9 protein-coding genes and 1 pseudogene are annotated in these 16,106 nt (G+C 40.4%); 2 read left to right on the top strand and 8 right to left on the bottom strand.

The window, feature by feature from the left end; all coding sequences use genetic code 11:
* Positions 1 to 637: 637 nt before the first annotated feature.
* The 3 genes from ppsA to xylA form a co-directional block, all read right to left on the bottom strand.
* Entirely contained in the window at positions 638 to 3,235 is a 2,598-nt protein-coding gene (ppsA, locus tag G9F50_RS05355; RefSeq protein WP_060561654.1) for a phosphoenolpyruvate synthase, read from the bottom strand.
* Between the two features lie 174 nt (positions 3,236 to 3,409).
* On the bottom strand, positions 3,410 to 4,909 hold the full coding sequence (gene xylB / locus G9F50_RS05350) for a xylulokinase (protein ID WP_060561655.1): 1,500 nt from the start codon (positions 4,907 to 4,909) through the stop codon (positions 3,410 to 3,412).
* Between the two features lie 135 nt (positions 4,910 to 5,044).
* Positions 5,045 to 6,382: a xylose isomerase gene (gene xylA, locus G9F50_RS05345; RefSeq protein WP_015239909.1), complete on the bottom strand. Its 1,338-nt coding sequence runs from the start codon at positions 6,380 to 6,382 to the stop codon at positions 5,045 to 5,047.
* Positions 6,383 to 6,645: 263 nt separating this feature from the next.
* Here xylA and xylR point away from each other — a divergent pair, with 263 nt between their 5' ends.
* Positions 6,646 to 7,800 carry a transcriptional repressor XylR gene (gene xylR, locus G9F50_RS05340; protein WP_060561656.1) on the top strand — a complete coding sequence of 385 codons (1,155 nt, stop codon included), beginning with the start codon at positions 6,646 to 6,648 and terminating at the stop codon, positions 7,798 to 7,800.
* 142 nt (positions 7,801 to 7,942) lie between these two features.
* Here the strand turns inward: xylR and xynB are convergent, their stop codons facing one another.
* Positions 7,943 to 9,544, bottom strand: a complete 1,602-nt coding sequence (xynB, locus tag G9F50_RS05335) for a xylan 1,4-beta-xylosidase (protein WP_060561657.1) — start codon at positions 9,542 to 9,544, stop codon at positions 7,943 to 7,945.
* 42 nt (positions 9,545 to 9,586) lie between these two features.
* Positions 9,587 to 10,978 carry an MFS transporter gene (locus tag G9F50_RS05330; RefSeq protein ID WP_039063141.1) on the bottom strand — a complete coding sequence of 464 codons (1,392 nt, stop codon included), beginning with the start codon at positions 10,976 to 10,978 and terminating at the stop codon, positions 9,587 to 9,589.
* 567 nt (positions 10,979 to 11,545) lie between these two features.
* Here G9F50_RS05330 and G9F50_RS05325 point away from each other — a divergent pair.
* Positions 11,546 to 12,640, top strand: coding sequence for an L-dopachrome tautomerase-related protein (locus tag G9F50_RS05325; RefSeq protein WP_165406465.1), 1,095 nt, complete (start codon positions 11,546 to 11,548; stop codon positions 12,638 to 12,640).
* 784 nt (positions 12,641 to 13,424) lie between these two features.
* Here the strand turns inward: G9F50_RS05325 and G9F50_RS05320 are convergent.
* The 3 genes and pseudogenes from G9F50_RS05320 to glnA all read right to left on the bottom strand — a co-directional run bounded on the left by G9F50_RS05320 (position 13,425) and on the right by glnA (position 16,073).
* Complete coding sequence (locus G9F50_RS05320; RefSeq protein WP_224181736.1) at positions 13,425 to 14,054, bottom strand: hypothetical protein; 630 nt, start codon at positions 14,052 to 14,054, stop codon at positions 13,425 to 13,427.
* Between the two features lie 107 nt (positions 14,055 to 14,161).
* Positions 14,162 to 14,421 (bottom strand): annotated as a pseudogene (locus tag G9F50_RS05315) (ArpU family phage packaging/lysis transcriptional regulator); the annotation flags it as partial.
* A gap of 317 nt (positions 14,422 to 14,738) precedes the next feature.
* A complete protein-coding gene (gene glnA / locus G9F50_RS05310) occupies positions 14,739 to 16,073 on the bottom strand; it encodes a type I glutamate--ammonia ligase (RefSeq protein ID WP_007410365.1) in 1,335 nt (444 codons plus the stop codon).
* Positions 16,074 to 16,106: the final 33 nt, after the last annotated feature.

The raw sequence follows: 16,106 nt of genomic DNA, 5'->3' as shown, positions 1-16,106 counted from the left end.
TTTAAAAAAACCAATCTGAGATAAACATTTTTTATTTTTACCTGGTAAGCGGGAGAGTTTCCACCCCTGCCTGCGCCAATATTGCCGCTATAAAGAATGAGGCGAACAATCCAAAAGGCGTTGTGATCCATTCTTTAAAAACGATTCCGAAAATCAACAATTCGCAAGCAGTTCCATATAAAAATAGCTAAACCAGTGATTGCTCATTGGCTAATATTCTTATCGCCTAAACAATCTGATACATATCCAGTTCAACCGCTCATCATGTTTGATGATGGGCCCGTTGTATCTTCTGCAGACTTTTCTTTTTCAAAGACACCAGACTTATCTTCATCTTTAACGCCATTAACCCAATAGGTCATTTTGTTTTGAATAAAGACTTGTTCATGAACATAGCCCCTAAATAATTGTTACTAAGGCGTTTTTAATTCATCGGATTACAGATGTTGTGAACTTAAAAAGGATATTACTCACCTTCATAAAAAGATTTAGTCACTGAAGGGCTCACCCGCAAAATGCGGTGTTCACACATTGAGTCATTTTCACATAAAAAAAACCGGATTCCTCCTCTAAGAGGTTCCGGCTTTTCTTAGTAAAATGCGGGAAATATCTGGTGACGTGCTGCACACCCCCGCTATTATAATATTTCAATAGAGCCTTCTGTTCCATGAACGCGGATTCGCTGCCCATCTTTTATCAATTGGGTTGCATTTTCAACTCCGACAACTGCAGGTAAGCCGTATTCACGCGCGATAACCGCTCCGTGGGTCATCAGTCCGCCAACTTCAGTGACCAGGCCTTTTATGGATACAAACAATGGTGTCCAGCTGGGATCAGTATAGGAGGTAACTAATATATCCCCATCTTCCAAATCGGCATCTTCCATGTTTAAAATAACCCGTGCCCGCCCCTCTATGACTCCCGAGGAAACGGGCAGCCCTGCAATCGCTCCTGCCGGGAGATTTTCTCGTTTGTACTCGCCTGTAACGATTTCACCGTCAGATGTGATAACACGCGGCGGAGATAGTTTTTCATATACTTGGTACTCGCCTTTTCGTGTGCTGATGATTTGGTAATCCAATTTATGTGTGCGTACGACTTCCTGAAGTTCTTCAAAAGTGAGATAGTATATGTCTTCTTTTTCATGAATAACGCCCGCTTCTGCGAGTTGTTCGGCTTCTTTCAGTAAAGCCTGCTTATAAACGAAGTAGCGGCTGATCATGCCGTATTTTGGATATTCTCTGAACCCGCTGAAGTTCCGGATGATGCGGATCATTCGTTTAGTTTCTTTGGCTTTTTGTTCACCATCCGGTAATTGCTGCAATCGGTCTAATAACTCTTGTTCTTTCTTCAACGCCTCCTGCCGCCCTTGCTCAAATTTCCGCTGGCTGGCATTTGGCTCAAAGTTTTTGAGATTATTAAGAATCATAGGGACAAGTGCAGTTGGTTTTTCGCTCCATCGAGTTCTTGTGATATCAATTTCTCCGGCACATCGCATTCCGTACTTGTTGAGATAAGCATAGATAGCTTTATGGGTTTCCCGCCCGCCTTCAAACTTCACAAGCCCATCCAAAAAGTGATCATCTTTTACATTCTCTAAATAGGCAATTACTTCTGGATAAGGGCGGATCACATCGGCGACGTCCAATAGCGCAAGCCCCATTTCTGAAGTAATATTATGGGGTACAGATTGAGAAAGCGTATCTGCTGCGTTTTTTTCACCTAACCACTCGTTCATTTTTTCGTTAATCCATGATGAAGCATCCATTGCAGTTCGAATCAACACCGAACTTTTTGGGTTAAATAGAATCTTCTTTAATTCCTGGATATCTTCCAAAATAAAACGAAATAAATCATATCCTGATTTCGTCTGGATGTTTTGTTTTAACTCTTCTATCGATGCTTGACTGCTCTTAATCAAATCAGAAACAATTGCCGGATCGTTTTCAGCTTGTTCCGGCATATCTGCATTGCCTTTGCCGGGAATCGGTGCCGTTTTATCAGGTATCGGCTTAATGAAATCATCTCGCTCTATTATGGTCATAAGTGCGTCTTTTAAGAGCGGATCGTGCTGCCCCATGCCTTTTAAGAAAACTTCTCTGACAGTAGGAGATGCCAGTTGATGTGTGACATCAACGAATAGCCTTCCGCCGGCTTTACGCATGGGTGCAGCAGTCGTCAACAGAAAAAAAGACAATCCAAGGGGTTTTATGGGATCCGTCATCATTTGCTGATGACCAACAGAGATATAGACGTGATTTTCTTGATCGTTCGCTTCAGGAACGGGGTATAACGTTGTGATCGGCCGGCTTTGGACAATATAAAAAGTATCGCGGTCCAAACACCATTCGATATCTTGCGGCTGGCCGAAATGAGCTTCGATCTGTCTCCCGATACGTGCCAGCTGTAAAATTTGTTCATCAGTCAGTGTTTGAATCTTTTGCTGATCAAGAGCGATCTCCTGTGTTTCTGTTCCGCCTTCTTTTCGTCCATAGATAGCCAATTTTTTAGTTTCTATTCTCTTATCGACGATTTGCCCGTCCTGTACTTTATAACAATCGGCAGAGACTAAGCCGGAGACCAGTGCTTCACCAAGTCCAAAACCGGCATCGATGGATAGCAGCTTTCGGTTTCCGGTTATCGGATCAGCGGTAAATAAAATTCCCGAAGCCTGAGGGAACACCATCCTTTGGATGATAACGGATAAATAAACTTGGCTGTGATCAAATCCATTTTGCATACGGTAAATGACCGCGCGATCCGTAAATAGAGACGCCCAACATTTACTGATATGCTTCAAGATCGCATCGTCGCCGGTAATATTTAAATAGGTGTCTTGTTGACCGGCAAAAGAGGCATGCGGTAAATCCTCAGCTGTCGCACTGGAACGTACGGCATAGGCATGTTCTTCGCCGAACCGGGAGAGATGATAAGCAACTGCTTTGACTACATCTGAAGGAATTTCTGTTTCCATAATGGTTTGCCGGATTTTTTTGCTGACATCACCAATTTGATCGCGATTCTCCACTTTCAGCATGGTCAGTTGATCCAACAGCGCTTGTAATGTTTCGTTTTGTTCAATGGCTTTTTGATATCCTGCGGTTGTGACACAAAATCCTTCCGGTACTTGTATTCCTTGAATTTTTGATAATTCCCCTAAATGTAACCCTTTTCCTCCAACGAGCAAAGGCTGTGTTTTTTCAATTTCGTGAATGCCGAGAACGAAAGAACTCATTCTATATCTCCCCTTCAAAAAAATTTGACAAGAGCTTTTCAGCATGATATAATCATAATATAAGATGGATTACTATGACTTTTCACACAGAAAGCGCGCGTGTTCTGATTATATCACCGTGTCTGTTTTTGTGCAATATAAAAAGAACCTGGCCAATTTGGCGAGGTTCTTTCTTCATTTTTGTCTAAAGCTCTTTAAAGCTGTATTGAGATCTTTTGTGTGAACGTAAATGTTCTTATACAACTCGAATAGTGTTTTATATTTTTGAACATTTTGTTCTTTTGGATAAAATGCAGCTGCTTCATGAATGAACTGCTCTGCACATTCTTCAAGAGAGTCAAACCACCCGCTTCCGAAGGCAGCTAACATCGCAGCCCCCATGGCGGGACCTTGTTCATTCTCTAACTTAACCACCCTCGTATTGAAAATATCAGCCTGCATTTGAAGCCACGTTTCATTTTTAGCTCCCCCGCCAATAGAGACAACCGTATCAACTGATTTTCCCGCTTCGCGGAATAGCTCAATTGATTCATATAAAGAGAATGTGATGCCTTCCATTATCGCCCTCAAAAAGTGCTCTCTTTTATGGGCTCCGTCCATTCCGATCAAGCTTCCCCGAATAGATGAATCAGCATGCGGCGTTCTTTCACCGACTAAGTAAGGAGTGTACAGCAGTCCATTTGCTCCTATCGGAACAGATTCCACCCCCCGTAATAATTGTTCAAACGATTCGTTTGGCGCAAACGTTCTTTTAAACCAGTCCAAGCTGTACCCTGCAGCGAGCGTGACTCCCATCGTATAAAAAGAATCCTTCTTTCCATGATTAAAAAAGTGCACTTTCCCTTTAAAGTCCCTTTCTTTGTCTTCTTCACAGGAAAGTATGACTCCTGACGTCCCGATACTGCATAATGTTTTTCCGGAAGAAAGAATACCGGCTCCGAAAGCACCGCAAGCATTGTCTGCTCCCCCGGCGTACACTTTTGTTTTTTCCAACAGCCCAGTCTCCGCCGCAACGCTCGGAAGCAGCGATCCTACACAGTCATGGGATTCAACAAGCGGAGGACAAACTTCCGCTGAAATACCAAATTGATTGCAAATCTCATCGCTCCACTCTTTACGGGTCATATGTAAAAGTAACGTTCCCGCCGCATCGGAGTATTCGGTGTGAATGGCGCCAGTCATGCGGAATCTCACGTAGTCTTTCGGAAGCAAAAAAACAGCGGTTTTGTTAAAAAGTTCAGGCTCATGTTCCTTCACCCATACCATTTTAGGTAATGTAAACCCTTCAAGGACACGGTTTTTTGTGATATCAAGCAGACGATCGCCAAATGTCTCGGTCATCCTGCTACATTGAGGCGTCGTTCTGGTATCATTCCAAAGAATCGCATGACGCAGCACTTGCCGATCTTGATCAAGCAGTACTAACCCATGCATTTGTCCTGAATAGCTAATCCCGTCAATATCCCCGGGTTGAACGTCGGATATCGAAATCAATTCAGCCAATGCTTCAATTGTTTGCTGCACCCAGTCTTCAGGATTTTGCTCACTATATCCCGCCTTCTCTTGGATGAGCGGGTAACTTTTGGACGTTTCTGCACAAACCTTGCCGTTTTGATTGACTAAAATGGTTTTAACGGCACTCGTACCAAGATCTATTCCAATGACATACTTCATTTTTTCACTCCTTCCTCTCTAAATAGATCCCCATTGAATTGACCCGCCATAACAGTAACTTCATGACGGGCAATTCCGGGAACTTGGCTGCCTGCATCTTTTTACAGCTGGATCTGGAGCTTCTTTTTTCATTTGTTATACCTGTAAAATGTATTGATTTAATATCGCTTTTAACCGCTCCTGTCTCCCTGATTCGTTTTTAATTGGCTGATTGTTCAGCGCATATTGCTCAAGTGTTTTAAAATCAGCTCTTCCTTCTGCAATTTCAAGACCAATCCCTTCAGTAAAGCTGCGGTAACGGTGTTGAATCACATCTTCAAACACACGATCTTCGATTAATTTGTGGGCGGCTTTCAACCCTCTTGCAAATGTATCCATCCCTGCAACATGGGCATATAGTAAATCATCAGGCTCAAAAGAAGATCTCCTGACCTTTGCGTCAAAGTTTAATCCGCCGCTTCCAAGACCGCCATTTTGCAGGATTTCGTACATTGCTAATGTAGCAGAATATAAATCTGTCGGAAATTCATCTGTGTCCCAGCCTAAAAGCGGATCACCCTGATTCGCGTCAACAGAGCCAAGCAAGCCATGCACTCTCGCCATGCGTAATTCATGTTCGAATGTATGCCCGGCTAATGTGGCATGATTGGCTTCGAGATTTAATTTAAAATGATTGTCTAAGCCATATTGCTTTAAAAAGGCAATGGTTGTTGCTGCGTCCGTATCATATTGATGGGTGGTCGGCTCTTTTGGTTTTGGTTCAATCAAAAACTGCCCTGTATACCCGATTTCCTTCGCATAATCCACTGCCATATGCATAAATCTGGCCATATTATCAAGCTCAAATTTTAAATCGGTATTTAACAAAGTTTCGTACCCTTCACGTCCGCCCCAAAATACATAGTTCTCGGCGCCAAGCTCTTTTGCTGTTTCTAATCCTTTTTTTACTTGGGCTGCGGCATACGCAAATACATCTGCGTTACAAGAAGTCGCCGCACCATGGACGAAACGGGGATTCGTAAACATGTTTGCAGTATTCCATAATAACTTAACGCCGCTGGTTCTCATGTAGTCTTTTATCATATCCACGATTAAATCCAGATTTTGATTTGTCTCTTTTAACGTACTTCCTTCCGGTGCGATATCCCGGTCATGAAAAGCAAAAAATGGCGCATCCAATTTTTCAAACAGCTCAAACGCTGCATCTACCCTCGCTCTCGCCAGATCCATGCCTTTATAGTGATCCCACGGTCTCTGCATCGTAGCTGCGCCAAAAATGTCTGTGCCGTCAGCGGTAAATGTATGCCAATAGGCAATAGAAAATCGCAAATGCTCTTTCATCGTTTTTCCGCCAATTACTTCTTGAGAATTATAGTATTTAAATGCTAAAGGATTCGTGGATTCTTTCCCTTCGTAAATCACTTTGTTTGCGCTTTCAAAATAGTTGACCGAACCGGAATGAGAGTGAGCCATGTGTGATTTCCCCCTTAAAAATAAATTCTAAACATGATCATTCAAATACAAATGCTTTTATGTCATGTTGCACATTAGTTTGTTGCCCAAACAAACTAACTTATTTTCATCTTATATAACCTCATCAGTATTTTCAATATTTTTTTTAGTTTTTTACGAACACATTAGATATAATAAAGGTTGGATTCGCTATGTACTGCGTTTCGCACGATAACACAGAACGTTCAACTTAATTTAAAGATTATACAAATGGAGTGGATGAAGTGGATATCGCTGATCAAGCCTTTGTCAAAAAAGTTAACCAAAAGTTATTACTAAACGAAATACTTAAAAATTCACCTATTTCAAGAGCAAAATTATCTGAAATGACCGGATTAAATAAATCAACTGTTTCGTCACAGGTAAACACATTAATGAAAGAAAACCTCGTATTTGAAATCGGTCAGGGACAATCAAGCGGCGGCAGAAGACCTGTCATGCTTGTTTTTAATAAAAAAGCAGGATACTCCGTAGGAATAGATGTTGGCGTGGATTATGTTAATGGCATTTTAACAGATCTTGAAGGGACGATCGTCCTTGATCAACACCATCATTTGGATTGCAATTCTCCAGAAATCACTAAAGATATTTTAATTGAGATGATTCATCACTTTATTGCAAATATGCCGCAATCTCCATACGGTCTTATTGGTATAGGGATATGCGCGCCCGGGCTGATTGACAAAAATCAAAAAATTGTTTTCGCTCCGAACGCCAACTGGAGAGATATTGACTTAAAATCTTTCATCCAAAAGAAATTCAATGTGCCCGTTTTTATTGAAAATGAGGCAAATGCCGGCGCATATGGAGAAAAAGTATTTGGTGCTGCAAAAAATCACGATAACATTATTTATGCAAGTATCGGTACAGGAATAGGGATCGGCGTTATGATCAACAATCATTTATATAGAGGGGTTGGCGGATTCTCTGGAGAAATGGGACATATGACAATAGACTTTAAGGGTCCTAAATGCAGCTGCGGAAACCGAGGCTGCTGGGAATTGTATGCTTCAGAGAAGGCTTTAGTAACATCTCTTCAGACGAAAGAGAAAAAAGTGTCCAGCCAAGATATCATAGACCTCGCCCATCTGAATGATGTTGGAACTTTACAGGCATTACAGAATTTTGGTTTCTATTTAGGAATAGGCCTGACCAATATTTTAAATACATTTAATCCGCAAGCCATCATTTTAAGAAACAGCATCATTGAATCGCATCCTATGGTATTACATTCAATTAAAAGCGAAGTGTCATCCAGGGTTTATTCCAAACTAGACAATAGCTATGAATTATTACCATCTATCTTAGGAAAAAATGCCCCTGCTCTAGGAATGTCCTCTATTGTTATTGATCATTTTCTCGACATGGTTCATAACTGAATGTACATACTTCTATGTTTTACGCTCATCTTTAAAGATGAGTTTTTTTATTCTAGGAGTATTTCTGAATCAATACTGACATGGGCACCTTCTAATATGAAAAAGGAGTTCTAAAATAGAAATCTCCTTTTTCATGTGCTAATTATTTTTCTTTATAACGGAAATATCTGAAGTCGGCCGGAATATGATGACCGCTCGTATCTTGGCATTGCATCCCTACAAAAGCTCCTGTAAAGAATCCCCCGCCGCGGATGTAATCATCTGATAATTTTTTCGATTCTAATGCAATGTCGATTTTGTGCCAATCTTCTTTGTTAAATGAATACAAATAATAATATTTTTCGTTTTCAATATTCACTTTTAAATAGACATACTTGACTTCACGAGGAATCACAATTTTATTTTTTAACGGTTGTGAAAAAGAAAAGTTATCACATATCGTTAATTCAAGAATACGGCCAAGTTCTTCATCATACGTGACTTGAAGAGCCGTCCAATTCTCTGTATTGTAATAGTTCACCAAACCAGCGGCTTGCTGAAAATTTTCCGGATAAAACGCAACAGCCGTTTCCGCTTCAAAATGGAGGCTTTGCCAGCGTCTTGCTACAAATGCCTGAGTAAATGTCGAAGTTAAGGATTCATGGCCATATAATCGTAAATGATTTGGCGCTTGAGTTAATGAACCTAATTTCTCCGTAAACGGGATTCTTAACGTTTGAAAATTAATATTTAATGTTGCATCCTCAAATTCATCAACTTCCGGATACGTGTCTTCAAACATTGTTTCAGGTATAGAAGGCGCATCCACCTCCAAGCTCCCTTCTTTTCCGCCTTCTACATAAGGCCAGCCATCTTTCCAATAGAGCTTTTGAATAGCAGTTTCTCTGCCCAAAGGACAATATCCCCTCTGCTGAAAAATTGAATCATCGTCCGGATGAATGGGACGTCCCGTTAAATGAGCTAAATACCACTCACCTGTATGTGTTTGTACAATGGATGCATGTCCGCATTTTTGCAGCGGATTTTCCGGCGCATGCCATGACGTTAAGATAGGATTATCAGGATGTACTTCATATGGACCCTCAATATTTGCAGAACGGGCAATTGTAGCAGCATGTTCGAACCGCGTTCCTCCTTCTGCGGTTAATAAATAATAATAGTTCCCGATACGGTAAAGGTGCGGCGCTTCTGTCAGCTTTCTTTCAGTTCCTTTAAAAATCACTTTCGGTTTACCGATTAGTTTTTGCTCCTTATCAGAATATTCCTGCATGACAATGCCTCCAAAGGAGTGCCGATCAATACGCTGATCCCATAACATATTTAATAAATATTTTTTCCCATCCGTATCATGGAACAAAGAAGCATCAAAACCCGAGCTGTTTAATGTGATCGGCTCCCCCCAATCACCATCAATCGTGTCACAAGTCACTAAATAATTGTGGCAATCTTTCCAGGCGCCATCTACGACCTTAACATCCGTATAGATCAGCCAAAACTTTCCGTCGCTGTAACTTAAACATGGCGCCCAGACCCCGCCTGAATTAGGATTTCCTTTCATGTCTAATTGCGAAACTCTCTGTAATGGATGTGCAACCAACTGCCAATTGACTAAATCTTTTGAGTGGTGTATCTGGACTCCCGGAAACCACTCAAATGTAGATACAGCGATATAATAATCCTCTCCAACCCTGCAAATACTCGGATCGGGGTTGAATCCTTTAAGTACTGGATTGATAATCTTCATTTTGAACTCCTCCTCAGCTATTTTCTGTTGACTCATCATGTTTTAAGCTTTGAAATCGTCAATATGATCCAAATAAACTTTGTCTCTATTCTCTAATTCTCGAACCATGCTTTTATATTTTTTCTCATCTAAGTTATAGAAATTAATATCAATCATGGCCAGAACCAGTAAGAACACGGGAATAATGGTTGTTGTAATTAAAATTCCCGTCAATGCCTCCGGCGTTTGCACCTGATTTGCCACATATCCAAACTGATCTAGAACCAAACCCGGTACAACCCCTCCCAAGGCCATGCCGAATTTAAAGAAAAATCCGATAATAGCGTATATAAGACCGCCCATTCTTTTCCCGGTCTTATACTCTCCATATTCTATTGTTTCAGGAATAAGCGCCCACATATATCCCCCGGCAGTGAGACTTCCTGCAGCAGCCAGCAATCGAAAGGAAAGTATCAGGAATACATTACTTGACGGAACGAAAAGTAAAGCTAAGAGGCCGATCATATTCAGTAATAATGCATAGTTTAGTAATTTCTTCTTCCCTAATAATTGATGAAGCTTTGGAATAAACGGTAAAATGACCAAAGCAGGCAAACTTCCCAACAAACCGTACCACTTCACTAAATCCGCTCTTTCTAAATTATACGTTACGTAATAGATGCCAACCGAATTACTGATTGAATTCACTCCAAAAATAATAATAAAGAAAATACTTAATACAACTAGAGGCCGATTAACACGAAATTGCTCAAATATATCCGAAAATTTAATTTTTTCTTCCGATTTTTGAAGCGTGACACGCTCTTTTGTGCTTTTAAAACAAAAGATTAAAAGGCACCCGCCTATAACTCCCATAATACCCATGGTTAGCTGCCAGCCAAGAGATTCGCTGCCGGAATTATCGCTTAAATAAGCAGCCAGTAAGGGAACAAAAAATGCAACGACAAGTCCTCCAAGATTCGCAAATAACATACGGACAGACGTTATACTAACAACTTCTTGATTATTTCTGGTCATTGCAGATGTTAACGCGCCATATGGCACGTTTATCATGGTGTATGTAAGCGATAAGCCGACATAGGTGATATAGGCATATATTAATTTCCCCATATCCGAAAAATCCGGGGTTGTAAAACAGAGTATTGCCAATATGACAAAGGGAAAAGCTCCGAATAAAAGATACGGTCTGAAGCGGCCAAACCTGCTATTTGTTCTGTCAACTATTGTTCCAATAAAAGGATCAGCGAGAGCGTCGATGATTCTAACCACTAAAAACATCGTACCGGCTGCTGCTGCCGATAAACCAAAAACATCTGTATAGAAGAACAAAAGATACGTAGACACTGTTGCATAAATTAAATTACAAGCAAAATCTCCAGACGCATATCCAACTTTTTCAACCATGCTGATCTTCTTTACATTTTCACTGAGCATGATTTCTCCCCTTTTCGATCCTTTACATAAGGAACATGATGAAATGGTATAACATTTTATTTAAAATTATCGGCCAGTGAGCGGTGTATAAAAGCGCTTTCAAAAAATGATAGCGGTTTACTTTCACAGAGCATTTTCAACATCCAAATGGTGATCAGATAGCAGTGAACAGGATAAAAGCTTGGCTTTCGCTTTTTATATACCTCCAATTAAATCGAGCCTCTTATCCCCCTCCCATTTAAGACCTTTACATAATGGACAATTAAAGTGATTTTATTAGTTTGTTGACCGAACAAACTAACTTGATTTCATATTATAAAATCTTTTCTGCTTTTTCAACTCTTTTTTCAGAGAATTTAAAACCGACCAAAGGACATACCATGTTGTAATTGCCGACTGCTTCGACAGACGTTAAGTAAAAACCCCCCCTGTGTCACCTGACTGACTTATTACATGATAAGCACTTCCATCATCTTTTGTTTAGAAAAACTTATTAAGAAACATGCACTTGAAAAAATGCGAATCATATATAAGTGATATCCCGTTTAATTGGTTGAGGAGGATATTATGAAACCTATGCTGCCTTTTGAAAATTATTTCGGTGATTTAGAACTGGTTTATGCATTTTATGGAGCTATGCCTACTGGTGTTACGGTTTCAGAAACTGGTCGTATTTTCATTTGTTTTCCGAAATGGGGAGACGATGTTAAATTTACGGTGGCGGAGATAATTGGGGAGAAATTGCAGCCTTATCCTGATTTACAAACCAATTTGGTTAACCCTGAGAATATCAAAATGACTTTCATCAGTGTCCAAAGTGTAGTTACTGATGGAAAAGGAACGCTTTGGGTACTAGATACGGCGGCACCCAATTTTTCTGAACCAATTAAAGGCGGGGCAAAATTAGTCGCTGTTGATTTAAAAACCAATACAATCAGAAGAGTTTATACCTTTACAGAAGATGTTGTCCTTCCAACAACTTACCTGAATGATGTCCGATTTGATTTTCGTGTTGGAACTGCAGGTTATGCCTATATAACGGATTCTTCTTCCAAAGGACCAGGAGCTATTATCGTCGTGGATTTAGAAACCGGAAACGCATTTAGACGGTTAAATGGAGCAAATCCAACTTCACCGGATTCCTATTTTATACCGAAAGTAGAAGGCAAAATTTTGATGAATCGTAACAGGGATGGTTCAACTTCCCCATTTAGGCTGGCATCCGACGGTATTGCGATTTCTCCTGACGGAAAGGTATTATTTTTTTGTCCACTGACCAGCCGTCATCTGTTCTCGATCTCAACAGAAGCCCTGAGAGATAGAAATATACCGGACATGGATTTACTTTATCATGTGGCGTATTGGGGAGAAAAAGGCGCGTCTGATGGAATGATTACAGATGCAAAAGGAGCCATTTATGCCGGAGATTATGAGAACAATAGTATTCGAAAGTTGCTGCCGAATGGCACAATGGAAACCATCGCACATGATCCGAGAATTTTATGGCCGGATACTTTTTCGATTGGTCCGGATGAATACTTATATGTCATCGTGAACCAATTACATCGGCAGGCTAGATTTCATTATGGAAAGGACTTACGACAGAAACCTTATAGTTTACTTCGTATCAAAATTGATGAATTTCCTGCTCCTGCTTTTTGAAAATAAAAATGGCCGGTTCAATTTTAGAACATAATTGGCTTCATTTAGCCTTCATCCTAAAAGAATCAAATTTCAAATGAAAATGAAGGAAATCATATAATATCCTCATTTAAATATAAAGGGTTTATTCGAGCCGTTTATAACGCACTGTTGACGTATATAAGAAAAAAACAGACCTCCCTTGAGCCTCAGAACCTGAAGGAATAGGTCTATCATGAATATCAGATGAGCAAGCCCTTTGATGGGCAGTTTTATTACAGAGCCGGGGTGACACCCCGGTCTTTTTATTAAGGGAAAAACACTGTAACCCGTCTGGATTTTACAGTTTGCCACGCTTTTCTTCTTTTTGAATCTGGGGCAATATTGAAATTTGTACAAGGAATATTTGGACATAAAAATATAACCATCACTTCCGACATGTACTCCCATATCTCAGAGAAACTTGAAAATTCGTCAGTTGATTGTTATGAAGAATATATAGTCCCCCCCCCTTTTCTCCCCCAATTTGTCCCCTGTTTTGTCGGGAATTTGTCGCTTAGTTTTCGTTTTACACCCAATAAAATAAATAAAAAAGAGCAGACCGAAGTCTGCTCCCTTCAAAAGTTTATGATTTGTCATTATCAGATAGCCTTAGAACCGTAATACTCAATAATATTAAGCCTATAAACGTGCCGTATTTTCCGGTATCTATATCTGTGAGTGGAGCTACAATATATTCAATCAGGAATATAATAATAGCTATTGAGACTAATATACGATTCATTTGACATTACCACCTTAATAATTAACCATTTCTCCAGGGTACAACAACAGGGGTACCAATTATCCAATTATAAGAAATTCCGTACTTTCCATTATCGGATACTTTTTTTATGGCATACTTACCAGCAAACATTGCCCCTGCAATTGCTCCAGCATATACTGAAATCCCAGGTATTTTTTTTATCAATGCTGCTATCCCGGCGATAGCCCCTGCTATACCGTCAGCATCCTCAACAATATCTAAGAATTTTTTAATTACACACGAATTCATGCTCACCTTGACTATAGGAATTGCTACCGAAACACCTTGTTTCCCTCTACATTTTGCTAGAGTTGACATCTCACTTGATTCATCAGAAATATTAACTGTAGCAGAATCGACTAGTGTTCGATGGCCGTCAGTTAACAAATATTGATCAACTTTAATCGACTCTTTAGAGGTTCCTTTATCTAGAGTTTTTTGATCAATAAAATACTGTTTTCCGCCATATTCGATTGTATAAGATGCTTCACCTTCAGACTGACTTATAACATTCATTCCAGAAACATTGGTTTTTACCTTTTCATTCATCGATGTCTTAGCATAAGAAGGAAGTGCAAATCCGCAGACTAAACTCAATACAAGAAGCAAGCTTACTATTTTTGTTTTCAAATTATTATCCCTCTTTAAGGAGACTAACATAGTCATAATGAAAAATACACCATATAACGTTAAAATAGGAAATCTCACCTACACAACTGCTTACTACAAAAAAGCACTCAGATTATTCCGAGTGCTGTAGCAATGCGTAAAATAGCACGCTGTTTCATAATAGGTGTCCTTCTTCATGCCGAGTTCCATATAAATATGAATGTCTTTCGTTTGGCTGGCTGCTAAGTATTTTTTCCCAAGGATCATGCGTTCTTCATGGTCCAGGCTGTTTTCTAACGCCCTTTCCATCTGCTTAACCTTCAGTTCATTTAATGAAAGAATCTCTGATTGAAGGAAACAGGCTGATACCAGCATCAACCGATTCCTTCAAAAATTTAAAGAAAAGTCTAAGCCTGGTTTTTCCACAAAAAAAGAGGTTCAATTGGCTGTAGCTGGAAAAGAAAAACGAATGGATCATCAAAACAAATAAAAAACGAGAATACAATATGGAGTTTATCAATAGCGATGACATACCTTTTTTTACGTGTAGCATATGAATGAGAATTATATCTCCACAATTATGGAGTAATTTTTTATTGATTTTTCGTGGGTGTTTTGTGGGTGGTATTGTATTTATATTAAATTATTAAATTTGTTTACAAACAAAAAATCCCCTGACACCAATAGTGCCAAGGGATTGAGAGATTAATACTGAGACATGTATTGTTCGCGCTCCCACGGATGAACCTGTGTGCGGAACATATCCCATTCGATTTCTTTTGCTTCGATGAAGTGTTCGAACAGGTGCTCGCCGAGTGCTGCAACCATGACTTCGTTTGATTTGAATTCATCGAGAGCTTCCGCCAGTGTCGCCGGAAGATCTACGATGCCGTTTTCCATGCGCTCTTCTTTGCTCATGACGTAGATGTTGCGGTCAATCGGAGCCGGTGCTTCAAGTTTGTTTTTGATTCCGTCAAGGCCTGCTGCAAGCAATACGCTTAACGCCAGGTACGGGTTTGCCGCCGGGTCTACGCTGCGGACTTCAACACGCGTGCTGATGCCGCGGGAAGCCGGGATACGGATCAGCGGGCTTCTGTTTTGCGCGCTCCATGCCACGTAGCAAGGTGCTTCATAGCCCGGAACAAGGCGTTTGTAAGAGTTCACTGTCGGGTTTGTGACAGCCGTAAAGCTTGTCGCGTGTTTTACGATACCGGCAATGAAATGTTTTGCTGTTTCACTCAGCTGAAGATCAGCGTCTTTATCAAAGAACGCGTTAACGCTATCTTTAAAGAGTGATAGGTTGCAGTGCATACCGGAACCGTTTACGCCGAACAGCGGTTTTGGCATGAATGTCGCATGCAGACCGTGTTTGCGGGCGATCGTTTTGACAACCAGTTTGAAAGTTTGGATGTCGTCACAAGAACGGATGGCACCGGCATATTTAAAATCGATTTCGTGCTGACCCGGAGCAACTTCATGGTGAGATGCTTCGATTTCAAAGCCCATTTCTTCAAGCTCAAGCACGATATCGCGGCGGCAGTTTTCTCCCAAGTCAGTCGGAGCCAGGTCGAAGTATCCGCCTTTATCGTTCAATTCAAGCGTCGGTTCGCCTTTTTCATCTAATTTAAACAGGAAGAATTCAGGCTCAGGTCCAAGATTGAAATCGCTGAAACCGAGTTCTTTCATTTCTTTCAGAATCCGTTTGAGGTTGTTACGCGGGTCACCTTCGAACGGCGTGCCGTCCGGATTGTAAATGTCACAGATGAAGCGTGCTACTTTACCTTTTTCAGCCGTCCATGGGAAGATTACAAATGTGTTCAGATCAGGATATAAGTACATATCAGACTCTTCGATACGGACGAAACCTTCGATGGAAGAACCGTCGAACATGCATTTATTATCAAGTGCTTTTTCAAGCTGGCTCACAGGAATTTCCACGTTTTTAATCGTTCCGAGAATGTCTGTGAATTGAAGGCGGATATACTTTACGTTTTCCTCATTTACTAATTTTACGATGTCTTCTCTTGTGTACTTTGCCATTTCGTAAAACTCCTCCTCTAAAAGGTAAATGTA

The sequence above is a fragment of the Bacillus sp. EKM206B genome (assembly GCF_011066015.1).
GTDB classification, from domain to species: Bacteria; Bacillota; Bacilli; order Bacillales; family Bacillaceae; genus Bacillus; species Bacillus velezensis.
This window is presented reverse-complemented; position numbering and strand designations above follow the sequence as displayed.

Coding starts and splice junctions, on each gene's coding strand:
- ppsA (WP_060561654.1), bottom strand. CDS start 3,235: ATGAGTTCTTTCGTTCTCGGCATTCACGAAATTGAAAAAACACAGCCT.
- xynB (WP_060561657.1), bottom strand. CDS start 9,544: ATGAAGATTATCAATCCAGTACTTAAAGGATTCAACCCCGATCCGAGT.
- G9F50_RS05325 (WP_165406465.1), top strand. CDS start 11,546: ATGAAACCTATGCTGCCTTTTGAAAATTATTTCGGTGATTTAGAACTG.
- G9F50_RS05330 (WP_039063141.1), bottom strand. CDS start 10,978: ATGCTCAGTGAAAATGTAAAGAAGATCAGCATGGTTGAAAAAGTTGGA.
- xylB (WP_060561655.1), bottom strand. CDS start 4,909: ATGAAGTATGTCATTGGAATAGATCTTGGTACGAGTGCCGTTAAAACC.
- xylA (WP_015239909.1), bottom strand. CDS start 6,382: ATGGCTCACTCTCATTCCGGTTCGGTCAACTATTTTGAAAGCGCAAAC.
- glnA (WP_007410365.1), bottom strand. CDS start 16,073: ATGGCAAAGTACACAAGAGAAGACATCGTAAAATTAGTAAATGAGGAA.